The sequence below is a fragment of the Paenibacillus sp. FSL R10-2771 genome, assembly GCF_038000205.1.
GTDB lineage: Bacteria > Bacillota > Bacilli > Paenibacillales > Paenibacillaceae > Paenibacillus_AQ > Paenibacillus_AQ phytohabitans.
In genome coordinates this window covers 5392193-5416133 of record NZ_JBBOBM010000001.1, presented here as the reverse complement: position 1 = coordinate 5416133, position 23941 = coordinate 5392193, and the positions used below count along the sequence as shown (strand labels likewise).

21 protein-coding genes and 1 riboswitch are annotated in these 23941 nt (G+C 53.6%); of the genes, 18 read left to right on the top strand and 3 right to left on the bottom strand.

What is annotated here, in order from left to right:
* Positions 1 to 6: 6 nt before the first annotated feature.
* On the bottom strand, positions 7 to 1308 hold the full coding sequence (locus tag NSU14_RS23035) for a helix-turn-helix domain-containing protein (protein ID WP_340947423.1): 1302 nt from the start codon (positions 1306 to 1308) through the stop codon (positions 7 to 9).
* Positions 1309 to 1428: 120 nt separating this feature from the next.
* On the opposite strand from NSU14_RS23035, the gene NSU14_RS23030 reads away from it, so the two are divergent.
* From NSU14_RS23030 to NSU14_RS22995, 8 genes are all read left to right on the top strand, one after another.
* Complete coding sequence (locus tag NSU14_RS23030) at positions 1429 to 3711, top strand: glycoside hydrolase family 3 C-terminal domain-containing protein (RefSeq protein ID WP_340947422.1); 2283 nt, start codon at positions 1429 to 1431, stop codon at positions 3709 to 3711.
* An 82-nt stretch (positions 3712 to 3793) separates the two neighbouring features.
* A riboswitch (guanidine-I (ykkC/yxkD leader) is annotated at positions 3794 to 3906 on the top strand.
* Positions 3907 to 3963: 57 nt separating this feature from the next.
* Complete coding sequence (locus tag NSU14_RS23025; RefSeq protein ID WP_076242534.1) at positions 3964 to 4329, top strand: DMT family transporter; 366 nt, start codon at positions 3964 to 3966, stop codon at positions 4327 to 4329.
* Between the two features lies 1 nt (position 4330).
* The gene (locus NSU14_RS23020; RefSeq protein ID WP_042134787.1) at positions 4331 to 4645 is read left to right on the top strand and encodes a DMT family transporter; all 315 of its coding nucleotides are present in this window, start codon (positions 4331 to 4333) and stop codon (positions 4643 to 4645) included.
* 123 nt (positions 4646 to 4768) lie between these two features.
* Complete coding sequence (locus tag NSU14_RS23015; RefSeq protein WP_042134789.1) at positions 4769 to 5632, top strand: aldo/keto reductase; 864 nt, start codon at positions 4769 to 4771, stop codon at positions 5630 to 5632.
* Between the two features lie 791 nt (positions 5633 to 6423).
* Complete coding sequence (locus NSU14_RS23010) at positions 6424 to 7866, top strand: PTS mannitol transporter subunit IICB (RefSeq protein ID WP_340947421.1); 1443 nt, start codon at positions 6424 to 6426, stop codon at positions 7864 to 7866.
* Between the two features lie 202 nt (positions 7867 to 8068).
* Positions 8069 to 10135, top strand: coding sequence for a BglG family transcription antiterminator (locus NSU14_RS23005; RefSeq protein WP_340947420.1), 2067 nt, complete (start codon positions 8069 to 8071; stop codon positions 10133 to 10135).
* Positions 10136 to 10156: 21 nt separating this feature from the next.
* A complete protein-coding gene (locus NSU14_RS23000; protein WP_042211347.1) occupies positions 10157 to 10591 on the top strand; it encodes a PTS sugar transporter subunit IIA in 435 nt (144 codons plus the stop codon).
* On the top strand, positions 10591 to 11736 hold the full coding sequence (locus tag NSU14_RS22995; protein ID WP_340947419.1) for a mannitol-1-phosphate 5-dehydrogenase: 1146 nt from the start codon (positions 10591 to 10593) through the stop codon (positions 11734 to 11736). The genes NSU14_RS23000 and NSU14_RS22995 overlap by 1 nt, the downstream gene beginning before the upstream one ends.
* Before the next feature lie 157 nt (positions 11737 to 11893).
* Here NSU14_RS22995 and NSU14_RS22990 read toward each other — a convergent pair whose 3' ends face one another.
* Positions 11894 to 12967, bottom strand: coding sequence for a M42 family metallopeptidase (locus NSU14_RS22990; RefSeq protein WP_340947418.1), 1074 nt, complete (start codon positions 12965 to 12967; stop codon positions 11894 to 11896).
* A gap of 334 nt (positions 12968 to 13301) precedes the next feature.
* Between NSU14_RS22990 and NSU14_RS22985 the strand changes: the two genes are divergently transcribed.
* The 4 genes from NSU14_RS22985 to spoVAE all read left to right on the top strand — a co-directional run bounded on the left by NSU14_RS22985 (position 13302) and on the right by spoVAE (position 15488).
* Positions 13302 to 13472, top strand: coding sequence for a hypothetical protein (locus NSU14_RS22985; protein ID WP_156118565.1), 171 nt, complete (start codon positions 13302 to 13304; stop codon positions 13470 to 13472).
* A gap of 133 nt (positions 13473 to 13605) precedes the next feature.
* Positions 13606 to 14103, top strand: a complete 498-nt coding sequence (gene spoVAC, locus NSU14_RS22980) for a stage V sporulation protein AC (protein WP_042134798.1) — start codon at positions 13606 to 13608, stop codon at positions 14101 to 14103.
* 3 nt (positions 14104 to 14106) lie between these two features.
* Positions 14107 to 15141: a stage V sporulation protein AD gene (spoVAD, locus tag NSU14_RS22975; RefSeq protein WP_340947417.1), complete on the top strand. Its 1035-nt coding sequence runs from the start codon at positions 14107 to 14109 to the stop codon at positions 15139 to 15141.
* Complete coding sequence (gene spoVAE / locus NSU14_RS22970; RefSeq protein ID WP_042134802.1) at positions 15138 to 15488, top strand: stage V sporulation protein AE; 351 nt, start codon at positions 15138 to 15140, stop codon at positions 15486 to 15488. The genes spoVAD and spoVAE overlap by 4 nt, the downstream gene beginning before the upstream one ends.
* Before the next feature lie 634 nt (positions 15489 to 16122).
* On the opposite strand, the gene NSU14_RS22965 is transcribed toward spoVAE, so the two are convergent.
* Positions 16123 to 16329 (bottom strand): hypothetical protein, encoded by a 207-nt coding sequence (locus NSU14_RS22965; protein WP_340947416.1) that lies wholly within the window; start codon positions 16327 to 16329, stop codon positions 16123 to 16125.
* Between the two features lie 451 nt (positions 16330 to 16780).
* Here NSU14_RS22965 and NSU14_RS22960 point away from each other — a divergent pair, with 451 nt between their 5' ends.
* From NSU14_RS22960 to aroE, 6 genes are all read left to right on the top strand, one after another.
* On the top strand, positions 16781 to 17737 hold the full coding sequence (locus NSU14_RS22960; RefSeq protein WP_042134806.1) for an AAA family ATPase: 957 nt from the start codon (positions 16781 to 16783) through the stop codon (positions 17735 to 17737).
* Between the two features lies 1 nt (position 17738).
* A complete protein-coding gene (locus NSU14_RS22955; RefSeq protein ID WP_340947415.1) occupies positions 17739 to 18989 on the top strand; it encodes a DUF58 domain-containing protein in 1251 nt (416 codons plus the stop codon).
* A complete protein-coding gene (locus tag NSU14_RS22950; protein WP_340947414.1) occupies positions 18986 to 21223 on the top strand; it encodes a transglutaminase-like domain-containing protein in 2238 nt (745 codons plus the stop codon). Before NSU14_RS22955 ends, NSU14_RS22950 begins: the two co-directional genes overlap by 4 nt.
* Positions 21224 to 21318: 95 nt before the next feature.
* Positions 21319 to 21843: a YqeG family HAD IIIA-type phosphatase gene (locus NSU14_RS22945; RefSeq protein WP_042140875.1), complete on the top strand. Its 525-nt coding sequence runs from the start codon at positions 21319 to 21321 to the stop codon at positions 21841 to 21843.
* Complete coding sequence (yqeH, locus tag NSU14_RS22940) at positions 21843 to 22973, top strand: ribosome biogenesis GTPase YqeH (RefSeq protein WP_076242540.1); 1131 nt, start codon at positions 21843 to 21845, stop codon at positions 22971 to 22973. The genes NSU14_RS22945 and yqeH overlap by 1 nt, the downstream gene beginning before the upstream one ends.
* Before the next feature lie 40 nt (positions 22974 to 23013).
* Positions 23014 to 23910: a shikimate dehydrogenase gene (gene aroE, locus NSU14_RS22935; RefSeq protein ID WP_340947413.1), complete on the top strand. Its 897-nt coding sequence runs from the start codon at positions 23014 to 23016 to the stop codon at positions 23908 to 23910.
* The last annotated feature ends 31 nt before the right edge of the window (positions 23911 to 23941 follow it).

Below are 23941 nucleotides of genomic sequence, written 5' to 3'. Positions count from 1 at the left end.
GTCTGCTTAGGTGAAGCGGGAGAACCGCTCTGAATCCTGCTTGTATTGTCCGGGAGTGAGGCCCGTGTATTTCTTGAACACTTTGGTGAAATAACTCTGGTCGTTGAAATGCAGACGGGAGGCGATGTCCGACAGCGTAATGCCGGGCAGCTCCATCAGCCGTTTGGCTTCTTCGATCCGCTCCTGCTGGATATAATCGCTGATGGCGGTTCCGGTCTCTTTTTTGAACAGCTGGGACAGATAACTGGCGTTCAGTCCGGTGAATTCGGCCAGCCTGCTGAGCGGAATCTCTTCATATAAATGATTGTATATATAATTCTGGCACAGCGCGGAGATGCGGGAGAGCTTCGAACTGCGGCTGCCCAGCACCTGGTCGGCGAAGTCACAGAGAGCGGCAAGCTGGGCGCGGTCCACGGCCGGAATATCGTGAAGCTCTTCAATATGCTGGATGTGAAAGTCGCTGAGGGTATAGGCAATCTCCCAGAACAGCCCGCCTTCGATCGCTGCGCGTGTCGCCAGTGTAATGGAGGAGACGGCCAGATTTTTTTTGCTGCGCAGCTGGCTTTTCTTCGACAACCGTCCGTAGCTCTCTTCCGAAAAAGAAGCCTGGGTCCGCAGCAGCCCTGCTTTGTCCCCGTTCCGGATATAGCGGAACATCTCCCGCTCCAGCATCGGATCATGGTGCAGCCAGGTGTTCTCGCGGCGGTAGGACAGGTCCAGATCCGGGCTGTCATCCGGCTGCGGGCCAGACTGATCCGCCTTGCCCGCAGCCAGCAGCAGCTCCGTAATGGACAATGCCTCACCGGTAGAGAGGGTGTAGAGCAGCAGCGCTGCGTGATACCAGCGCATCCGGCTGAGCACGGGCAAGCTGCGGTAATACTGCAGCCAGCCATCCTGCTGCCCCGGCGGAATGTTGTAATCGCGCATCAGACTGGCCGCGTTATCTCCGGTGACCGGTGCGCTTAGTACCGGACCGATGACGATGGCCCCACCGGTGCGATCTGCTTCAGGCAGCTGGAGAATGATGAAATTCTCCAGGAAGCCGGTGGTATGCAGATACGGCGGAGCAGTCATGCGGGCAGCCTTCCCGGCAGCCGTTGCCGCATGACTGCTCCTGCGTGCCATATCCATGACCTCGAGAAGCAGGCCGTGATCTCCCTGGACGGCCTGGCGGCATTCGAATGCTGGAGGCAGGGTCAGCTGGGGAGTGTCTGCGGCATCCAGCCACATGACCGGAACCCGGTAAGCCTCATATATCAGCTTGCAGATATATTCTATTCCTTCGCGTTCTTCCATGTCCTCGGGCATAACTAACACTTCCTTTTCTCATATAACCAAATTACCAAAAATCCAATTAAAATGCCATAAATTCCGGAACAAGTCGTTTAAAATAAAGAAAAGAAAACGCATTCTTAGGAGGGCTACATTATGGCAACGGCAACAGCGGCGGATATCCGGCAGCTTATTTCACAAATGACACTTGAAGAGAAAGCCGGACTTTGCTCCGGACATGATTTCTGGAATACCAAAGGCATTGAACGGCTGGGCATTCCTTCACTGATGGTAACGGACGGGCCTCATGGTCTCCGCAAGCAGCAGGGAAGTGCGGACCATCTGGGCCTGCATAACAGCGTACCGGCGACTTGTTTTCCGTCAGCGGCGGGTCTGGCTTCTTCCTGGGACCGTAAGCTGATTGCCCGGGTAGGCGAGGCATTGGGGGCGGAATGTCAGGTCGAGAATGTCGCTGTTCTGCTCGGGCCGGGCAATAATATCAAGCGTTCACCACTGAATGGCCGGAACTTTGAATATTTCTCGGAAGATCCTTATTTGGCTTCGGAGATGGCCGCGTATCATGTGAAGGGAGTGCAGAGCCAGGGTGTCGGCACTTCACTGAAGCATTTTGCCGCCAATAATCAGGAACACCGCCGGATGTCCGTGGATGCCGTTATTGATGAGCGGACCCTGCGCGAGATTTATCTGGCCAGCTTCGAAGGCACGGTGAAGCAGAGCCAGCCTTGGAGCGTTATGTGTTCCTATAACCAGGTGAACGGTGAGTATGCTTCAGAGAGCCACAAGCTGCTGACGCAAGTGCTTCGCGACGAGTGGGGCTTTGAAGGCTTTGTTGTGTCCGACTGGGGCGCGGTCAATGAGCGGGTGAAGGCGCTGCAGGCGGGTCTGGAGCTGGAAATGCCGTCAAGCGGAGGCATCGGCGACGCCAAGATCGTAGCTGCAGTGAACAACGGGGAGCTGTCCGTGGAGACTCTGGATCTTGCGGTAGAGCGGATGCTGGCCTTTATCTTCAAGAGTGCGGACAGCCGGGACGAAGAGGCAGTCTTCGATCAGGACAAACATCATGCGCTCGCACGTGAGGTGGCCCGGGAGAGCATGGTGCTGCTGAAGAATGAGGATGGCATTCTGCCCCTCGCGAAGAGCGGCACACTTGCAATCATCGGTGAATTCGCCAAGACACCGCGCTATCAGGGCGGCGGCAGCTCGCATGTGAATCCGACGAAGCTGGATGATGCTTTCATCGAGATGCAGGCGGTTGCTGGTGATGCGGCAAGCTTCCTCTACGCACAGGGGTATGAGCTGGCCAGCGATGAGGTTAATGAGGAGCTGCTGCAGGAAGCCCGGGATACAGCAAGGAAGACGGATGCTGCCGTGCTGTTCCTCGGATTGCCTGACCGCTATGAATCGGAAGGATATGACCGCAGCCATCTGTCGCTTCCGGCGAGCCATCTGGCGCTGATCCATGCTGTGGCTGAGGTTCAGAGTAACATTATCGTGGTGCTTAGCAACGGATCTCCTGTAGAAATGCCTTGGCTGCCGCAGACGAAGGCCGTGCTGGAAGGATATCTCGGGGGGCAGGCTTTTGGCGGCGCGGTGGCCGATCTGCTCTTTGGTGAAGTAAGCCCAAGCGGCAAGCTGGCGGAGACGTTCCCCCAGAAGCTGAGCGACAATCCTTCATTCCTGAACTTCCCCGGGGAAGGCGATACTGTGGAGTATAAGGAAGGTTTGTTTGTAGGCTACCGCTATTATGATAAAAAAGAAATTGAGCCGCTGTTCCCGTTCGGCTTCGGACTCAGCTATACAGAATTCGAGTACAGCAATTTGTCGCTGGATCAGACCAGCATCAGGGATACGGACACCGTACAGGTTTCGGTCACTGTTAAGAACACCGGCAGCAGAACAGGTAAAGAAACCGTGCAGCTCTATGTCAGCGATGTAGAGAGCAGCGTAATCCGTCCGCTGCAGGAGCTGAAGGGCTTCGACAAGATTGAACTGCAGCCGGGGGAAGAGCGCGAGGTAACCTTTACACTGGATAAGCGCTCCTTTGCCTATTACAATGTGAAGCTGGCCGACTGGCATGTGGAGAGCGGAGTGTTCACTATCGCCGTAGGCTCATCCTCACGGGATATCCGCCTCACCGCAGAGCTGGATGTAGTATCGACGACGAAGCTGGCCGTAAGGTTCCACCGTAACTCTACGGTTGGTGATCTGCTGGCGAATCCGCTCACTGAGGGCAAAGCCAAGAATTACGGCAGTATCTTCGGGATGGAAGAAGCGATGGGAGATAATCCCGAAATGTTCCTGGCCATGATGAAATACATGCCGCTGCGCGCGCTGATCGGCTTCGGCCAGGGAAAATATACCGAAGCCGATCTGGCTGAGGATTTGCGTGAATTGAACGTGTTGGCCGGACAGGAGTAAGACGCAGCAGCGGTGCCGGAAGAATATAGGGGTTGCTTTTCGCAGCGCAATTTGCTAACATACGATGTAACTTAATAATGCTTTATTTGTTCTCTAGGGTTCCGCAGCTGTTGTGCGATGCTGGTCTGGTCCGAGGGAGAACGCACGGAGTGTACCATGGCCGTGTATACACGGAGGGATAAAAGCCCGGGAGGTATCGTCATACGACGATAACCTTCCGGGCTTATTTTATTTTCAGGAGGCAGAAGAGAAATGAGCAAAAATAACAACAGCAAGTCATGGGCAATGATTGCAGGTGCCGCCTGCTTTGAAGTGGTATGGGTAATCGGGCTGAAGCACGCTGTGGCCCCCTGGGAATGGGCGATAACGATAGTAGCAATATTGGTCAGCTTCTACGCCCTCATATGGGCCAGCGGCAGGCTGCCGGTCGGTACAGTCTACGCTGTATTTGTCGGGCTCGGGACTGCGGGAACCGTTCTGGCCGGAGGAATCCTGTTCGGTGAGCCGCTGCGTCCGCTGAAGCTGATATTGATACTGGTGCTGCTGGCCGGAGTCGTCGGTCTGAAGCTGGCCACGCCTGCGGATGGGCCGGATAAGCAAGCAAAGGAGCTGAATTAATATGGCATGGGTAATGTTGATTGCTGCCGGGTTATGTGAAATGTTCGGGGTGGCCATGATTGGTAAGCTGCATAAGAACCGCAACTGGCAGTCTGCAGGCCTGCTTGTGCTCGGTTTTGGTGCAAGCTTCTTGCTGCTTTCACTGGCGATGGAGAGCCTGCCGATGGGGATAGCTTACGCAATCTGGACAGGGATTGGCGCGTCTGGAGCGGCGATTATGGGTATGGTGTTCTATGGTGAGGCCCGCGATCCGCGGCGCATTTTCTGCATTGTGCTGATTCTTGGAGCTGTAGCCGGGCTAAAGCTGATCGGCTGATTTTGCTGCCTCTGCTGAAAGTTTATGATTTGGACACTTGCCGGATGTTTCGGGAAGGTTAATATGGTAAGTATAGTAAGTAGCAAGCCACACCATTCATCCTATAAGGAGACTTCCATTATTATGAGCAAACCTGTATCTGATACTATCCTTATGCCGGACGGAGCTGTGCTGCCCAGACTGGGCCAGGGAACCTGGACCATGGGCGAGCATGCAGCAAACCGGGCTGAAGAAATTGCTGCATTGCGCCACGGTGTTGAGCTGGGAATGAATCTGATTGATACTGCTGAAATGTATGGAGACGGCCGTTCCGAGGAGCTTGTCGGTGAAGCGGTGCGGGGAATCCGTGACAAGGTGTTCCTGGTCTCCAAGGTCTATCCGCATAATGCTGCAGGAGCCGCACTAATCCGCAGCTGTGAAGCAAGCCTGAAGCGGCTGGGCACCGATCATCTGGATCTGTACCTGCTTCACTGGCGGGGGACTCTTCCGCTTGAGGAGACTGTAGAGGGAATGGAGGCTCTGGTCGCTTCCGGCAAAATCGCGCGCTGGGGCGTCTCCAATTTCGATACGCCCGACATGCAGGAGCTGCTGCGTATTCCCGGCGGCAATCACTGCGCAGTGAACCAGGTGCTCTACCATCTCGGCTCCAGAGGCATCGAGCATGAGCTGCTGCCATGGCTGAGCGGACACAAAATTCCTGTAATGGCGTATTCTCCGCTGGCCCAGGCAGGAACCCTGAGAAAAGGATTGACGGAGAATGAGACCGTGCAGAGGATTGCCCGGGACCATGAAGCGACTCCGCTGCAGATTCTGCTCGCCTGGAGCATCCGTGAAGCAGAGGTGATGGCGATTCCCAAGGCGGGCACCCGCCAGCATGTGGAAGAGAATGCAGCCGCCGGCAAGCTTGTGCTTACGTCGGATGAGCTTTGGCAGCTGGACGATGCTTTTCCGCAGCCGTCATGGAAGGTTCCGCTGGATATGATTTGAGAACGAGAACTAAGTATGATACGCATGACAAACATCACAAGACAAGGCTGTCCTCATAAAGGGGGCAGTTTTTTTGTTGTTTGGAAATCATGATATTCTGCGAGGGTAAACGGGCCAAATGTATGCGAAAAACCGAACACAATGTGCTACTGCGAGGGTAACCGGGCCAAATGTATGCGAAAAACCGAACACAATGAGCTACTGCGAGGGTAACCGGGCAAATGTATGCGAAAAACCGAATACAATGTGCTGCTGCGAGGGTAAACGGGCCAAATGTATGCAAAAAATCGAATACAATGAGCCGCTGCGAGGGTAACCGGGCAAATGTATGCGAAAAACCGAACACAATGAGCTACTGCGAGAATAACCGGGCCAAATGTATGCGAAAAACCGAATACAATTTGCATCCCTAGAAGAAATGAGGAGCATAAGTAGCAACTGGCAATCCAGCAACTTTGTGCGGTTATTTTGTGCGGCGAGGCTGGCGGATATGATAAATAACGGTATTTGGGTGCATTCTAAAAGGGGAATGCGGCGGACAGAAGGTTTTGTCAACAGAGCGGAGTATCCTTGTTAACAGGCCAGCATAGGTCATTCGTAGTAGTGAAAACACCATACTTAAGCCCCTTGGCAGGAACTCTTAAATGATGTCAACAACATTCATGACGAAACCGTGTTTTCAATTTGGTGACAAAGAAAGCGCTTTGATTTACGATGTGTTCATAGGAGATAACCTTTCACGAAGAAGTAAACGAAGGGGTCTCATTCAATTAATTAGGGGGGCATTTTAAATGGCCACAACGGCAACTCAGCAAACTTCATCCGGTGGTGCGCGGGTAAGAGTCCAGCAATTCGGACGCATGCTCAGCGGTATGGTTATGCCGAATATCGGAGCATTCATCGCATGGGGGTTAATTACAGCATTATTTATTCCAACAGGCTGGCTTCCAAATGAAAGCCTAGCAGCCCTGGTTGATCCAATGATCAAATATTTGCTTCCGCTGCTGATCGGATATACCGGCGGTCAGATGGTTCACGGCAAACGCGGCGGTGTTATCGGGGCAGTAGTTACAATGGGGGTTATTGTCGGATCCTCTATTCCGATGTTCCTTGGAGCTATGCTGGTCGGTCCGCTGGCTGGCTGGGTATTGAAGCAATTTGACAAAGCGGTTGACGGCAAAATCAAAGCCGGCTTCGAAATGCTCGTTAATAACTTCTCACTCGGTATTATCGGTGGCCTACTATCCGTTGGAGCACTTAAAGGTATTGGACCTCTGGTTGAAGGCTTGACCAACATATTGTCTAATGGTGTTGAGTTCCTGGTAAATCATAATCTGCTGCCGCTCATCAATATTATCATTGAGCCAGCCAAAGTATTGTTCCTGAACAATGCGATCAACCATGGTGTACTTGGACCAATCGCGCTTGAACAATCACAACGGGTAGGTAAATCTATTCTATTCATGCTTGAATCGAACCCTGGTCCAGGTCTTGGTATCCTGCTTGCTTACTGGCTGGTTGGTAAAGGCTCTGCTAAATCTTCCGCACCGGGCGCAATCATCATTCACTTCCTGGGCGGTATTCATGAAATCTACTTCCCTTACATCCTGATGAACCCGCGTCTGATCCTTGCCGTTATCGGTGGCGGTGTATCCGGTACATTCACCTTCCAGATGCTGGGTGCAGGTCTTGTAGCTTCTCCTTCTCCAGGCAGTATCTTTGCATACTTCGCGATGACACCTAAGGGCGGATATCTTCCAATGCTGGCCGGGGTTATCGTTGCAACCGTCGTGTCCTTCGCTCTTGCGGCCCTGTTACTGAAGACAGTTAAGAAGAACGACGAAGAAGAAATGGATATTGAGGAAGCAGCAGCCAAGGTTAAAGACATGAAATCCGCCGGAACTGCAGCTCAAACTGCGGCAACAGCAACTACTGTAGCTGCTAATGTCCGCACTAAAGGCAGTGTGAACAAAATCGTCTTCGCTTGTGATGCAGGGATGGGCTCCAGTGCGATGGGCGCTTCCGTACTGCGTAAGAAACTGCAAGGTGCCGGAGTTAACATTACGGTTGTGAACTCTGCTGTCAGTGAAATTCCTGCGGATGCCGACATCGTAGTTACGCAGAAGACACTTACTGACCGTGCCATTGCCGTGAATCCAAACGCAGAGCACATCTCGATCGACAACTTCCTGAAGAGCCCGAAATATGATGAGCTCGTGGAACGTTTGAAGTAAGACGCAGAAGTGTAAGATAAATTAATAAGCATAATGTCAAATAAGGAGACGCTGGCCGCCAAAGCCAGCGTTTGTCCCCAAATATAAGAAAGTATATGTTCCACTATACTTTACCTTATATTTCTTGCTGAAACGGATGCCGTCCCTTAGAGGACGGCATAGCCGTTTCTACTTGGTGTAGGGCGGAGGGTGTTCGCGGAATATGAGGAAAATTACCGCCAGACAGCGCCAGATTATATGGCTTCTGCTCGGAGTCAGCGGAGAAATTACGGCTGCTGAAATCGCTGAGGCTACCGGTGTGAGTGTAAGAACCGTTCACCGGGAGATGGAGGACATAGAGTCTGCGCTGAAGAATTTTGGTGTGAATCTGATCAAAAAATCGGGGAAAGGCATACAATTGAACGGTCCGGAGGCCGGTCTTGCGGAGCTGCGCCTGTTTTTGCGGGAAGAGAAGCCGGCGGAATATTCTGGAGAAGACCGCAAGGTGTATGAGCTCTGCGCCCTGCTGGAGGCGGAAGAGCCGGTGAAGCTGTTCACGCTCGCGCATTCACTTAAGGTAACAGTCGCTTCTGTAAGCTACGATCTGGATGAACTGGAGCAATGGGTCCGTAAATTCGGCCTGGAGCTGGTCCGCAGAAGAGGCTACGGCGTTGAAATCACCGGCAGTGAGATCGATAAGCGCCGGGCGATTGGCCGGCTGGCCGCCGAGCATCTGGATCTGTCTGATCTGGTTGGCCATGGCTCCCAGACCGAGAGCAACCCGGTCTTCCGTGTTCTGTTGTCTACGGTAGGGAAATCCAATCTCATGGAGGTAGAGAATACCCTGTGGGATATGGAATGGAAATGGACCGCTGAGCTTCCGGAAATTGTCTACATGGAAATGCTGCTGGGTCTAGCCGTGACGACCAGGCGGATTGAAATTGGCCGGAGCATTGACAGCGGTGAAGAAGCGGGTTATTCCAGAATGTCTGATCACCGCAACATTGCCGGGTCCGAGAACTTTGTCCAGCAGCTCGGAGCGGCGCTTGGGATGGAAATTCCCCGGGCAGAGGTCTTGTATATCGCTGGATTATTCGACCGGGTGCAGGATTCATTCTCTTCTGCCGGCTTTGCCTACGGCGATATTGAGTTAATGGAGATCGTCTACAAGCTGACGGAGAGTGTGGTCAAACGGACAGGGCTTCCTTTCCAGAGTGACCGTTCCCTGCGCGAAGGATTGCTGGAGCATATCGATCCCGCCCTGAAGCGGATTCGGGAAGGCACACGCATCCGCAATCCGCTGCTTGGGCCGATCCGCCGGGATTATGAGTATCTGTTCAACATCGTCCGTGCCTCCGTAGAGGATATGCAGCTTGAGCTTGAAATTCCGGATGAAGAAATCGGATTTCTGGTGATGCATTTCGGGGCTTCCGTCGAGCGGCTTAATCAGCTAAGGCGTAATGTCAGAGCCATTCTGGTCTGTGCCAGCGGACTCAGCTCCTCCCGTCTGCTGGCTACCCGGCTGTCCAAAGAAATGCCGCAGATTGAGATTCTCGGCAATATTTCCTGGTATGAAGCCGCACGGCTGCCGGATGTGGACTACGACCTGATTATATCTACCATTGATCTGCCGATTGATAAGGAACGTTATATCAAAATCAGCCCCCTGCTCACAGGGGAAGAGATAGAGAAACTGCTGAATTATATTCAGAACACAACGCTGCGTGAGCGGGAATCAGGCCCATTAGGTGAGCAGGACCGGACTATGCGGGATGAGGCTTCACTGGAGCGGCTGAAGAGCTACAAGGGGATTCTTGATGAAATGGTCAGCCTGCTGGAGCGGTTCCGGTTCCATCCCATTGACAACAAGGATATGGATTTGTCTGCAACACTGGTGGAAATGCTGGCACTGCTGAATGGAAGCGGCGTAATTGGGGATGCGGACATTGTGCTGGAGCGCCTGCTGGAGCGGGAGCGGATGACCAGTCAGGTAATACCGGACACGGGGCTGGCGCTTTTCCACACACGGAGCAGCCATATTCATCTGTCATCGCTTACGTTGTACCGGCTGCGCCAGCCTGTGATTCTGGAGGGAGACACTGAGGTTAGAGTGATTCTGCTTATGCTGGCTCCGCGCAGACTGTCCAAGGAGAGTCTGGAGGTGCTCAGCGAGATCAGCGCTTTGCTGCTTAATTCCGAACTGGTACAATTGCTGGAGGAGCGTACGGAGCCTGAGATCCGGGGATATCTGTCCTCGGAGCTGCTTCATTTTTTCCAAAATAAAATTTAATTTGAAAGTGAGAGAAACCATATGAGTATACTGTCAGAAAATAAAGTAATTATGCACGGTGCCGCTAAAGATAAATACGAAGCGATCACTATGGCGGGTAAGCTGCTTGTCGATGCAGGACACGTAACGGAAGAATATATTCCCAAGATGCTGGAGCGCGAGGAAGTGGTGTCCACCTACATGGGCGGAGGGCTGGCGATCCCTCACGGGACCAAGGAAGCTCGGCCGTTCATCAAATCCACAGGACTGTCTGTAATCCGTTTTCCGGACGGTGTGGATTTCGGCGGGGATGAGCCGGCATTCGTAGTGATCGGTATTGCCGCCGCAGGCGACGGGCATATGGAGGTCCTGACCAACGTGGCGATGATTTTCACAGAAGATGATGCCATTGAGCGCGTAATGAATGCTCCAACGGCTGCTGATGTGATCGCGATCTTCGAAGGAGGCATGGAATAATGAAGGCTGTCCATTTCGGAGCGGGCAATATCGGCAGAGGTTTCATCGGACTGCTGCTGTCGCAGGCAGGGTATGAAGTAACTTTCGTGGATGTAAATGAGGCGTTTGTATCCCAGCTTCAGGAGCGCGGCGAGTATCCGGTAACGCTGGCCAGCGATGGTCAGGAAACGGTAGTCGTCAAAAATGTAACTGCACTCAGCAGCGTAACTCACGGTGAAGAAGTTGCCGCAGCCATTGCTGAAGCCGATCTGGTTACCACAGCTGTCGGCGTGTCGATTCTGAAGCATATTGCGGGGGTTCTGGCTGATGGCATCAGCAGACGGGTAGCGGTCTCTTCCGCACCGCTGCATGTGATTGCCTGCGAGAACGCGATTGGCGGCAGTGCCCAGCTCAAAGAGCTGGTGTATGCCAAGCTTGATGAAGCAGCCCGCGCCAAAGCGGACGCTTCTGTTGCCTTCCCGAACGCAGCTGTGGACCGGATTGTTCCATTGCAGCAGCATGAGGATATTCTGAAGGTAGTCGTAGAGCCATTCTATGAGTGGGTCGTAGATTCCTCCCAGATGATTCCGGGCTATACATCGGTTGAAGGTGTGCATTACGTGGATAACCTGGAGCCTTATATCGAGCGTAAATTGTTCACCGTGAATACCGGACATTGCTCCGCAGCGTATCTTGGCTTCCTGCGCGGGTACGAAACCATCCAGCAGGCTATGGCAGATGAAGCTTTGACTGCACAGGTCCGTGAAGTGCTGGAAGAAACCGGCGCAGTGCTGATCCAGAAGCATGGCTTCGATCAGGCAGAACACAGCAAGTATATCGACAAAATCCTTGAGCGCTTCCGCAACCCGGCGCTGACCGATGAAGTGTCCCGTGTAGGCCGTTCGCCGCTGCGCAAGCTGTCGCCGAATGACCGTCTGGTGTCTCCTGCTCTGCAGGCATACGACAGAGGGCTCAGCTATGCTGCCCTGACTCGCTCTATGGCCGGCGCACTGCTGTTCAATGTGAGTGATGACCCGGAAGCGGTCGAGCTGCAAGCCGCTATTGCCGAGCTTGGCGCAGAAGCTGCTCTGGCGAAGTATACAGGCATTGCTGCTGACCACCCGGTTCATAAGTCCGCGATGGAGCATTATGCGAAGCTGAAATAATCAATAGAAGTACAGCCGCAGGGGCAACCTATCCCTTCGGCTTTTTGCGCTTCCGGTGCGTATAATCACGGCATAACAAATACGGCGCCCCCTTTGTAAGAGAGGCACCGTAGTAAGTAAGGCTGGCATAACCATACCCGCCGAATTAAAGCTCTGCTTAGCTGTTCTCCAGAATCGTCTGCAGTGTAGTGCGGTCCAGGCCTTCAACCAGCTTGACCAGCAGCTCCTTAGCCGCTGCATAATCGTCGCTATGAATAATGGAAGTAGCCGTATGGATATAGCGTGAACAGATCCCGATAACCGCTGAAGGAATGCCGATACCGCTGACATGCACCTGACCAGCGTCCGTTCCCCCCTGGGCGACGAAATACTGGTATTTAATCCGGTGAGTGTCCGCCGTATCCTGAACGTACTCAATCAGCCCGCGATGCGTAATCATCGTAGGATCAAAGATACGCAGCAGCGCGCCCTGTCCCAGGTGGCCGAAGGCCTGGCGGTCGCCGGTCATATCGGCGGCGGCACTGGCATCCAGGCCGAAGAAAATATCCGGCTGAAGCAGATTGGCCGCGGTCCGCGCACCGCGCAGTCCGACTTCTTCCTGGACGGTGGCGCCGGAATAGACGGTATTCGGTAATTTTTTGCCATGCAATTCCTTCATTAATTCAATCGCCAGACCTACGCCATAGCGGTTGTCCCAGGCTTTGGCCATAATCTTCTTCGGATTGGCCAGCGGGGTGAACGGACAGACCGGCACAATCTGCTGCCCCGGGGCAACGCCGAAGCTCTGAGCTTCCTCGCGGCTGTCCGCTCCGATATCTATGTACATTTTGCCGATATCGCCGGTCTTGCCCCGCTCTTCAGCGCTCAGCAGGTGGATCGGTGTGCTGCCGACAACGCCATTCAATGTACCCTTTGGGGTAACAATCTGCAGCCGCTGCGAAGCCACAGCCGAAGCAAGCCATCCGCCCAGCGGCGTGAACCGGATCATTCCGTTGTCCGTGATGCCGGTAACCATGAATCCCACTTCATCCAAATGTCCGGCGACCATGATCTTGGGGCCGTTCGCCTCACCGCGCAGTACGCCGAACAGGCTGCCCAGGCGGTCCTGCACGAATTCATCGGTGTAAGGCATCATCGCCTCTTTGACGTAAGCGCGTAATTCACGCTCGAAGCCGGGGGCTGAAGGAAATTCAGTCAATGTTTTGAACAAGTCGAGTGTTTCTGGATTCATACACATATCGCTCCTTTTTACACTTATATAGGATGAACTTAAGTTATCGATAAAAGATAAAAATTTATATGCTCCGCGCATAAATTATCCTTATCTTTCTCGCTGAAACGGTACCTTCCTAAAAAGGACGGCAAGGCCGTTTCCACTTGTCAGGATCAGGTGTTATTGCAGTTCCTTCTCGCTTTTGGTTATTTTCTTTTGTTCATCTTACCCAGTATGAACATTGTTACGCCGATTGTCCATGGCAGGAGGGCATATGAACACAGTGACCCGGGAAGCGAATACTATGTTGTAAGGGCTCTGCAGGCAGGAGCCGGGAAAGGAAGCGAGGAGAATGTGGCTATCAGGAAGCGTAGCCGCAGCAGGCAATCGGGGAGTGCCCAGGAAGGTGCAGGCCCGCGGGCTGCACAAGCGGTACCCCCGCCGGTACCGGCGGGACAATGAAGCTGTGCTGATACTGGTGCTGTTTATGCTGCTGATTGTTGTGCTGCTTTATTTTTCCTGAGCTTAAGGGGACATAACGGGGCCGCCTATAGTGAACAATAAGGAAAAACATTGTATTGAAGCACAACCCGGAGGGACGGGAAATGCGTATCCCGCTGCCCGCTCCCTTTCGTATCCTACAGGAGGTGTCTGTATTGCCGGCGAAAACAAAGAAATCAGGCGTCAAGCTGCGGCTTGATACTTTGACCCCGCAGGATTATCAGGAATTGGCCAAGCCTTATGTGCCATCCCGTCCTGTATTCAAGAATTGTATGCGAGCCTTCCTATCCGGCGGCTTGATCTGTGTGCTTGGACAAGGCATCCAGGAAGCATTCATGGCAATATTCGATATGACTTCCCGCGAAGCAGCCAGTCCAACAGTTGCTATTCTGATTCTGCTCTCGGTCATTCTCACCAGCTTCGGTGTATATGACAAGCTTGCCCAGTGGTGCGGTGCGGGTTCAGCGGTGCCCGTCACAGGTTTCGCCAACAGTATGTGCTCCGCTGCTCTTGAACACCGGGCTGAAGGGCTCGTACTCGGCGTTGGCGGCAATATGTTCAAGCTGGCCGGATCAGTCATTGTGTTCGGTGTGGTTGCCGCATTTGTTGTAGGTGTAGTGTATGCCGTTATGGGCTGGGGAGGTGCACATTAAACGATGAAGCAGCTCGGCAGTCAGACCTGGGAATTTACCAACCGTCCGGTCATTCTAGGCTCTTCCGCAGTAGTAGGTCCGGAGGAGGGAGAGGGCCCGCTTGCTTCAAGCTTTGATTTTATCTACGACTCACTGGAAATGGGCGAGAAGACATGGGAGAAGGCAGAGCGCGCATTGTTCGAAAAAGCTTCCAAGCTCGCGCTCATGAACGCGAATCTGGAGCAGGAGAAGCTGGAGTTTTTTGTCGGCGGTGATCTGATGAACCAGATCATCAGCAGCTCCTTCGCCGCGCGGAAGCTTGGCGTGCCTTATCTTGGCGTCTTCGGCGCCTGCTCCACTTCCATGGAGAGTCTGGCTATCGCCTCCATGATTGTCGACTCCGGCGGCGGCAAGTATGCATTGGCCGGCACATCAAGCCATAACTGTACCGTGGAGAAACAATTCCGTTATCCTACAGAATACGGCTCCCAGAAGCCCCCAACGGCCCAATATACCGTTACAGGCTCAGGTTGTGCAGTAATTGGTGTTAATGATGGTACTGTAAAGGGCCCTCATGTGGTATCAGCGACGCTTGGGCGTATTATGGACCTTGGCCTGAAGGACCCGTTCAATATGGGAACCGCCATGGCACCGGCCGCTGCTGATACCATTACAGCACATTTCAGGGATACGGGATTGTCGCCCGGCCATTACGATCTTATCGTGACGGGGGACCTTGCTTCCGTTGGTCTGCCGATTGCCAAAGATCTGCTGGCCAAAGAGGGCATTCCCATGGAGCAGACAGTCTTTAACGACTGTGGTCTTATGATCTATGACCTGGACAAGCAGAAATATGTCATTGCCGGAGGAAGCGGCTGCGGCTGTTCTGCGGTAGTGACCTACGGGCACATTCTGAGCCGGTTGAAAAAGGGCGAATTGAAACGGGTGCTGATTGTGGCGACCGGAGCACTGCTATCACCGCTGTCTTATCAGCAAGGGGAGAGTATTCCGTGCGTAGCCCATGCGGTAGCCCTGGAGAGCGGAGGTGAAGGAGCATGATTTATTTGTGGGCTTTTCTGGTCGGGGGAGCCATTTGCGTTATCGGGCAGCTGATGTTCGATGTGCTCAAGCTGACGCCCGCCCATACCATGAGTACGCTGGTCGTACTCGGTGCGGTGGCCGATGCGTTCGGGATTTATGATCCGCTGGTGAAGTTCGCCGGTGCGGGGGCGAGCGTCCCCATTACCAGCTTCGGGAATTCCCTGGTCCATGGCGCGCTGACAGAGCTGGAGCGGGACGGGTGGGTCGGGGTAGTCACCGGGATCTTCGACGTAACCAGTGCGGGGATATCCTCCGCGATTGTTTTCTCATTCCTGGCTGCTCTTGTTGTCCGGCCGAAGGGCTAGGGTGAACGGAATGGTTTTGGGATGAGGATAAGTGAGAATAGGAAGGCCGCCTTTGGCGGTCTTTTTACTTTGGCATTAGCCTGTAAACCTGAACAAAGTCAACTGATTTTAAAGATAGTAACTATAAATTTGCGGTATGCGATTGCGGTGGAGAGTGGGTGGAATAAGGGAAGGGAGAGAGTCGCTTTGATATTCCGGGAAGTAGAGGTACCTTTGAGAGAAATTGAGATAGGCTAAGTGTTGGTATGTGAGGTGTAAGTACGTCTGACTGTGAGCTTGAGGTATAGGCTAGATGCTGGAATGTGAGGTAGAGGTAACTTTGAATTGGATTGAATAGGCTATTAGAGAAAATGAGGTGCCACTGAAAGGGCTGGAAGTTGGCTGAGTGCGAGAATGAGAAGTGCTAATGAAAGGGCTGGAAGTTAGCTGAGTGCGAGAATGAGAAGTGCTAATGAAAGGGTATGAAGTGAGCTTAGCGTGCAAAAGTGGATATAGCAGTAACTCTGGACCGGCAGGTTAGCGGAGCGCTAAGAAGAACCGACAGAAATCTGCACAAATTACAACAATTCAGAGATCAAATCTGCCGAAACGCAAAAATCTTGCAGGATATACAACAATCCAGGGTTCTGAGCGGTCAAACCGACAGAAATCTTGCAAAAAGTACAACAATACCCGATTTGACCCGCCCAGCCGCCGGAAATCCTGCAAAAAGTACAACAATTCCTGATCTGATACGCCCACCCCCAGCCCGGCCAAACACACCAGCCACAAGCTCGAATAAACACATCAGCTCACCAAACACACTAACCACAAGCTCGAATAAACACATCAGCTTACCCAATCACTAACCACAAGTTCGAATAAACACATCAACTCACCGACGTACCCGGCCCTCAACGCCCCAGCTCCCCCCGCCAGTTATCTACATACTCCTGCCACTGGACGAAGTGTAGCTTCCTACGAATTGATCCATAACGGCGATACAAGCAAATGAAAGCCACACAAGCAAATAAATGATACATAAATGATAGATTAGCGCTTAATCAGCAGTGATGGCTCCCCACAGCGCGATTTATTAGCGCCCGCCCCTGCTACTGGGAGTCTCAACAAGAAGGCATGGCGAAGAGGTGTTGCAGGCGGTGCATTATTTTGCTGCGCCCCATAAGTGTTTCTTTTTGACAAATCTCGTAAGCCGCTCTATAATTTCACGGCCCCTAACATGTACTTTCACTACTCGAATCATGTAAAATGTATATATTACTGCTTATTCTGACATAGGAGGTTTACCATATATGCCCGTACGTCAAGAATCTACGCAAATTATGAACGCTGTCCGCACTAATCTGGAATCCTGTATACTCGGTAAAAGCTTCGAAATCGAACTGCTGCTCACGGCACTCCTTGCCGGCGGACATGTCCTGATTGAAGATGTTCCGGGGACTGGCAAAACGCAGCTAATCCGGGCGCTATCCCGTTCCATGTCTGGTGAATACCGCCGGATTCAGTGCAATCCCGATATTCTTCCGAGTGATATTACCGGTGTATCTGTCTATCATCCGCGCGATGAGATGTTTCACTTCCGCCCGGGGCCGGTCATGACCAATATTCTGCTTGCCGATGAGATTAACCGGGCGACCACCAAGACCCAGTCCGCACTGCTTGAGGTCATGGAGGAGCGCAATGTGACGGTCGACGGGGAGACCTATCCTCTGCCGCATCCGTTCATGCTCTGCGCAACACAGAATCCGATAGACTTCGAAGGCACCTATACCCTTCCCGAGGCCCAGCTGGACCGCTTCATGCTGCGGATCAGCCTTGGTTATCCCGATGCCGAGACGGAGAAGAATCTGCTGATTACCCATCAGCAGGGCCAACCGGTGGACAAGCTGATTCCGGTCACCGGTATGGACACCATTGCCGCCATTCAGGAGGAGATCCGCGATATTTATATCAGCGATCCGGTCCTGAACTATCTGCTTGATGTAGTCCGGCAGACGCGGGAACACCCGCTTGTACTTCTAGGCGCAAGCCCCCGGGCATCCCTGTCATTCATGATGGCATGCAAGGCTTATGCTTTCCTGCAAGGCCGCGATTATGTTCTGCCCGATGATGTGAAGACCCTTACACCTTATGCGCTGGGACACCGCATTCTGCTGCGGCCGGAATCACGTCTTGATAATGTCAGCGTGGATTCCCTGCTGCAGAAGCTGCTGCAGAGCATTCATGTGCCTGTAACGATGAGGCAATAAGATGAGAAGCATCCTAGCGGGGGCGGCCGCTGTCATTCAGCCAAGGAAGTTCATGGGCGTGCTTGCGATCTGGGTCATCACACTGCTCTATGTGCTGTTTCAGGGCGGCAAAACCTCGTTCATGCTGTTCATTATGGTATCGGTTCTGATCCTGTATCTAATCATTGGGGGACTGGGCGGCGTCCGGCGGGCCAAGGGTACCCGCAGCCTCTACTCGGAGCAGGACAAGCCTGATCTGCTCTACGCAGGCGGTTATCTGCGGGTGAAGCTGAATGTTAACATTCCGGGTTTTCTGCCTCTGCCGTATGTGGTGGTGCGGGAAATTCTGAAGCGCCATAACGGGGAGTCCTGGGTGTTCGAGGAGAGTCTGGTCCCCAGCCTGAGAGGGCGGGGAGAGCTGCTGTTCCAGACACCGGTGCTGGAGCGGGGCTGCTACACCTTCGAGAGCACGGATATCCTCAGTGAGGATATCTTCGGACTGATGGAGCACAAAGGCACATTCAAGGCCGAAGGACGGTTCCGCGTGCTGCCCCGGGCAGTCGTAGTCCCGCGCTGGCAGCTGTATGAGCGGAGAGCGCGCCTGGCCGGGCCTCAAGCCTCGCTGCTCCAGTCCCGGCGTGAGACCACGCAAATCAACGGTGTCCGTGATTATGTCTACGGAGACCGGCTGACACGGATACACTGGAATGCTACCGCGAAGACAGGTGCCTGGAAGTCGAAGGAATTCGAGCATGAATCGGTCCCCCGGACCATTCTGGTGCTCGATGGCAGTGCAGGTGCATATTACAGCTCAGGACAGTTCGAGCTGGCGGTTTCGATTGCGGCGTCACTGCTCGGGTTCGGCATACGCGAGCGAATCGGGATCGGCCTGTGCTGCCTGGATAAGGATACGAAGGTGTTCAGTCCGGCAGAAGGCAGTGCCGAGCGGCAGAAGATGATCCAGTATCTGATTGATATCAATGCGGAGGGCCGGGGGCCGCTGATTACAAGGCTGGACAAGGCTCAGCGGATGTTCCCCAAAGGCGCATACTTTGTGCTGATCAGCCCGCAGAGCGGCAAGCCGGTGCTGGATACGCTGCGCTGGGCAGACAGCCGGGGGCTGACCCCTTCGCATATTCATGTCCGCAATCCTGCTGCGAAGAACCGGGGGGAAGAATGGGCCGATGTTCTCAAATCACGCGGGATCACCTGCTATAATGTCAGCTCGCTTCATGAGCTCCCTGCGGTACTTGGAGGTGATCCTATACGATGAAGCATTGGATGAACGGAGTCAAATCCTCATGGCATCACGCGTTGACGCTGCTCTGGCTGATGATCATCGCTTTACAGTGGATATCCTACACTGAGCCCTTCTGGCTGGAGGAGACCACAGCCGCTGTATTGCTGACTCTTGTTGCAGTAGCCTTAATTGAAATTATTATACCTGTTAAATGGATTTACCGCCTCATGCTTGAAGGTGTGGCGATAGTGTATCTCGTGTATCGTATTCTTCTGCATTACGGGGAATATGTTCCGAATCCCTGGCTGCCCACACTTCGTGAACGGCTGCCGGATATCATCACACATATGAATCCGTACATCTGGTTTGCGCTGGGTGCCTGGGCGCTGATGCTGCTGTCATCCTGGTGGGTGAATGGCAAGGCGCGGATTCTGATGTTCATCGGGATGAATATTACGGCGTTCGCCGCGCTGGACTCTTTTACAATATCTGTATTATGGCAGGAAGTAGCCTGGACCGTGTTTGCCGGAATGGGCTGGCTGGTCACCAGGCATTTAAGAAGCTTCCAATTGCATTATCCGCGGGGCTGGACCTATCTGCTTCAATATCCTTTCAAAGTAGCCCTTAATATAGCGATCATCTTCTCACTTGTCATTATTGCCGGAGTAAATATGCCGGATGTACGCCCTACACTAACTGACCCGTATACGGTTTGGCAGGAATGGAGCGGAAATACACCTTCCTCCGGAACTTCCGCCGGCGGCAGCGGTGAAAGCTCAAGCGGTGAAGGAACGGGAGGAGCAACCACCTCCGGCTACAGTCTGAATGATGATAATCTTGGCGGCGGCTTTAACTTTGATTATTCGCCCGTAATGACCGTCACCTCCGATTTGCGCACCTATATGCGCGGAGAGATCCGGAGTACGTATTCCGGAAAAGGCTGGAGTGACGATGATACATTCAGCCGGGGAACCTTCAGGACAGTCCAGGTAGGAGAGCCGCTGGAGCCTGTTGCGGCCCCTAAGACAGAGACCCGGACACTGACGCAGACGGTTAAGCTGCTGGGCGGCAACAACTATCCTGTGCTCTTCGGCGGCTACTCGATTGTAAAAGTGAATTCTGTGGATGGAGTGGCGGAGAGCAACGGGCTGTCATGGCGGGGTGAAGACAGCGAGCTGCTGTGGAACGCGGCGGGCAGTGCACGCTCTTACCCGCAGACCTATGTGGTGACCTCGGAGGTGCCAGTGGTACCGTTTCAGGAGCTGAGCACACAGACTTATGAACAGCTGTACGGAGATCTTGTTCTTGACCCGTATCTCCAGCTGCCGGGTAACTTCCCGGAGCGGGTCCGTGCGCTCGCGGAGGAGATTACTGCCGGAGCACAGACGCCGTACGAGAAGGTCATGCTGCTGCAGCAATATCTCCAGCAAACCTTTCCGTACACGAATCAGCCGGATGTCTCACGCGCAAGAAGCAAGGATATGGTTGAGAGCTTCCTGTTTGAGATTATGGAAGGCTACTGCGATTATTATTCCACTGCACTCGTCACAATGGTGCGTTCCCTGGATATCCCGGCCAGATGGGTCAAGGGCTATGCCCCCGGCGAACAGGCAGAAATCCCGGATAATCTGGCGCTTCAGCAAGGCGGTCTGGTGAATAATAACTATACGATCACAAACGCAGACGCCCACTCCTGGGCAGAGATTTATTTCGGTGACTACGGTTGGGTTCCAGTGGAAGCCACGCCCGGCTTCAATGTTCCGGTGCTGACCCAGACGGAGGAAGACAATGTAGAAGAACCTGAAGTGCAGGAGGAAGAGCAAGCGGAGCCTGAACAGGAAGCGGCAAATACGGCCGCCGGAAGTGAAGGATTCCATCCGGGTGTCTGGGTAGTAACAGGAGCGGCGGTTGTTCTTCTGCTCTGGAGCGGCACCCTGCTCTGGCAGCGGCGCATGAGTCTGCGGTTCCTGATCACGCGTCTGCGTATCGGCCATCAGCTGACTCCGGTACAAAAAGTTGTGGCAGAAACGCAGCGCTGGGTAAGGTATGTCCGAAGTAAGGGTATGCTGAAGAAAGAGCATGAAACTTTGCGCGAATCTGTGGAACGCTGGAGCCTTGAACGGCCTGCGGCGGCGGCAAATCTGTCCACACTCCTGGGCATGTTCGAGCGGGCGAATTACAGCCCTGAGGTTATTGAAGACAAAGACTGGCACAGCGTGTATACTGAAGCTTTGCGGCTGCGAAAAAGCATGAAATCCGGCAAGTAATGCTCCAGTATCATAAAGTACCGCTAACAGGTGGATTTTGACAGTTGGATATAGCGCTGGATACAAGTTTTCCGTATGAAAATGAGGTGAAAGTATTGTTTGAAAGGTTAGTTCCCAAACTCCGGGTAAATACGGTATTTGATATTGATCTGGAAGAGCTGTTCCGTCAAGGATACCGCGGGATTATTACGGATCTGGATAATACGCTGGTCGGCGCCAAGGCGCCTCTGGCTACGCCTGAGCTGCTGCTCTGGTTCACGAAGGTGAAGGAGCTTGGCTTCAAGCTGATCATTGTTTCAAATAACAATATGGACCGGGTGTCGCGCTTTGCAACGCCGCTAAATATTGAATTTGTACATCAGGCCCGTAAGCCGAGCAATGCCCCGTTTCTGAAGGCGATGAAGCTGATGGATCTGAAGCCGGAGCAGACGGTGGTGGTCGGCGACCAGATGCTTACAGATGTATACGGCGGCAACCGGCTCGGCCTGTATACGGTGCTCGTGCTGCCGATCTCCGTCAAAGATGAAGGCGTGGGCACAAGAATCAACCGCAGGGTGGAGCAGATTGCTCTGACACGTCTGCGCAAGCAAGGATTGTGGCAAGAGGAGGATAAATCTTAATGAATGTAGTGAACGACGACAAGAAACGGCCTGAGAAATGCAGCGGCTGCGGTATCAAGCTTCAGACTGTAAACAAGGAGCTTCCCGGGTATATTCCGGAGACTGCTTTTGAACGGGAACCCGTAATTTGCCAGCGCTGTTTCCGGATTAAGAATTACAACGAAGCTTCTTCCGTATCGGTGAACCAGGACGAATTCCTGAAGCTGCTCAGCGGAGTGGGCGAGAAGAACGCACTGGTAATCCACATTGTGGATATTTTTGATTTCGAAGGCAGTCTGATCTCCGGGCTGCAGCGGTTTGTCGGCAATAACCAGGTTATTCTGGCGGTCAACAAAAGCGACTTGCTCCCTAAGGTGACCAATTGGAACAGAATGCGCAACTGGATGCAGCAGCGCTGCAAGGAAGAGGGACTGCGCACGGCGGAGATTGTGCTTGTCAGCGCGAAGCGTAACCAGGGCTTCGACCGCCTGCTGGAGGCAGTAACCGAGCTGCGCGGACAGCGTGATGTCTATGTCGTCGGAGCGACCAATGTAGGCAAATCTACGCTGATCAACCGGCTGATCTCCGATTACAGCGACCTGGAAGAGGAGCTGACTACCTCTCGTTATCCGGGCACAACGCTGGATATGGTCAAGATTCCGCTGGATGACGGCCATTACATTATTGATACTCCGGGGATTGTCTATCCTTGGCGGTACAGTGAACTGGTTGAACGTAAGGATCTGGGCGCTGTAATGCCGGAGAATCCGCTCAAGCCTGCAGTGTATCAGCTGAATGAGGGCCAATCGCTGTTCTTCGGCGGACTGGGACGTTTCGACTTCGTTCAGGGCGAACGCCAATCCTTCACCTGCTATATCAGCAGTACGCTGAAGATTCACCGCACGAAGCTGGAGCGCGCCGATTCGCTGTATCAGGACCACCGCGGCGAGCTTTTGTCGCCTCCGGGAACGGCGGATATGGATAAGCTGCCGCAATGGCAGCGTCATGAATTCCGCATCGCCAGGAATAGTGAGACGGACCTGTTCATCTCCGGCCTGGGCTGGATCAAGGTGAACGGTACGGCAGGTGCGGTTGTGGCCATACATGTGCCGCGCGGCATTAAGGTGCTTACCCGTCCTTCACTGATCTAACTTAAGCCGATGCTGACAGAACCTGCAGGAGGGCGATACTATGGCTGAGACAGGCCTGAATGGTAAGGATGGACACCCGGAGCTTCTGCTGGGCGTAATGGGCGACCCGATTGCCCAGTCCAAATCTCCGCTGATGCACGGTGCGGCGCTGAAGGCGCTCGGGCTCTCCGGCGCTTATGTGCCGCTGCATATCACTCCGGACAAGCTGGGGGATGCCGTGCAGGCGGTCAAGACCCTCGGCTTCCGCGGGGTGAATGTAACCATTCCGCACAAGGTTGCGGTGATGGACTATCTGGATAAGCTGGATGCCAGCGCGGTGGATGTCGGTGCGGTCAACACGATTGTTAACGACAACGGTGTGCTGACCGGCTTCAATACGGATGGAATCGGATATGTCCGTTCGCTCAAGGCGGAGGCTGCACCCGAACTCGCAGGCACCCGTATTCTGGTGATTGGAGCCGGCGGGGCAGCCAGAGGCATTGTCTCGGCACTGCTCCAGGAGCGTCCGGCGTCTATCCTCATCGCCAACCGTAATGAGGAGCGGGCCCATCAGCTGGCAGACGGCTTCCGGAACAGAGGGAACGTAGCCGGAGCCGGCATGGAAGCCGTTCCTTCCGTCATTGGCAGCATGGATATTGTGATCAATACGACCTCAGTAGGCATGTACCCCCACATGGAGGGGATGCCGATAGATCCGGCTTGGCTTCATGAAGGAATGATCGTAAGCGATCTGATATACAATCCGCTGCATACCCGGCTGCTTACGGAGAGCCTGCAGCGGGGCTGCATCATTCACGGAGGGCTGGGAATGTTCGTCTACCAGGGTGCCTATGCGCTGGAGTACTGGACAGGACTCGCTGCACCCGTAGATATCATGCGGCAGACTATTGTGGATTGCCTCGGCGGGAGTGCCGGGGAAATGATTTCGGCGAGGTAAGGTAATAATATATGTTAATTAAGGAGTTTGT

What these genes read in the sequence shown, in the direction of transcription:
- NSU14_RS23035 (WP_340947423.1), bottom strand. Translation starts at nt 1,308, where the DNA reads ATGCCCGAGGACATGGAAGAACGCGAAGGAATAGAATATATCTGCAAG.
- NSU14_RS23030 (WP_340947422.1), top strand. Translation starts at nt 1,429, where the DNA reads ATGGCAACGGCAACAGCGGCGGATATCCGGCAGCTTATTTCACAAATG.
- NSU14_RS23025 (WP_076242534.1), top strand. Translation starts at nt 3,964, where the DNA reads ATGAGCAAAAATAACAACAGCAAGTCATGGGCAATGATTGCAGGTGCC.
- NSU14_RS23020 (WP_042134787.1), top strand. Translation starts at nt 4,331, where the DNA reads ATGGCATGGGTAATGTTGATTGCTGCCGGGTTATGTGAAATGTTCGGG.
- NSU14_RS23015 (WP_042134789.1), top strand. Translation starts at nt 4,769, where the DNA reads ATGAGCAAACCTGTATCTGATACTATCCTTATGCCGGACGGAGCTGTG.
- NSU14_RS23010 (WP_340947421.1), top strand. Translation starts at nt 6,424, where the DNA reads ATGGCCACAACGGCAACTCAGCAAACTTCATCCGGTGGTGCGCGGGTA.
- NSU14_RS23005 (WP_340947420.1), top strand. Translation starts at nt 8,069, where the DNA reads ATGAGGAAAATTACCGCCAGACAGCGCCAGATTATATGGCTTCTGCTC.
- NSU14_RS23000 (WP_042211347.1), top strand. Translation starts at nt 10,157, where the DNA reads ATGAGTATACTGTCAGAAAATAAAGTAATTATGCACGGTGCCGCTAAA.
- NSU14_RS22995 (WP_340947419.1), top strand. Translation starts at nt 10,591, where the DNA reads ATGAAGGCTGTCCATTTCGGAGCGGGCAATATCGGCAGAGGTTTCATC.
- NSU14_RS22990 (WP_340947418.1), bottom strand. Translation starts at nt 12,967, where the DNA reads ATGAATCCAGAAACACTCGACTTGTTCAAAACATTGACTGAATTTCCT.
- NSU14_RS22985 (WP_156118565.1), top strand. Translation starts at nt 13,302, where the DNA reads ATGTGGCTATCAGGAAGCGTAGCCGCAGCAGGCAATCGGGGAGTGCCC.
- spoVAD (WP_340947417.1), top strand. Translation starts at nt 14,107, where the DNA reads ATGAAGCAGCTCGGCAGTCAGACCTGGGAATTTACCAACCGTCCGGTC.
- spoVAE (WP_042134802.1), top strand. Translation starts at nt 15,138, where the DNA reads ATGATTTATTTGTGGGCTTTTCTGGTCGGGGGAGCCATTTGCGTTATC.
- NSU14_RS22960 (WP_042134806.1), top strand. Translation starts at nt 16,781, where the DNA reads ATGCCCGTACGTCAAGAATCTACGCAAATTATGAACGCTGTCCGCACT.
- NSU14_RS22955 (WP_340947415.1), top strand. Translation starts at nt 17,739, where the DNA reads ATGAGAAGCATCCTAGCGGGGGCGGCCGCTGTCATTCAGCCAAGGAAG.
- NSU14_RS22950 (WP_340947414.1), top strand. Translation starts at nt 18,986, where the DNA reads ATGAAGCATTGGATGAACGGAGTCAAATCCTCATGGCATCACGCGTTG.
- yqeH (WP_076242540.1), top strand. Translation starts at nt 21,843, where the DNA reads ATGAATGTAGTGAACGACGACAAGAAACGGCCTGAGAAATGCAGCGGC.
- aroE (WP_340947413.1), top strand. Translation starts at nt 23,014, where the DNA reads ATGGCTGAGACAGGCCTGAATGGTAAGGATGGACACCCGGAGCTTCTG.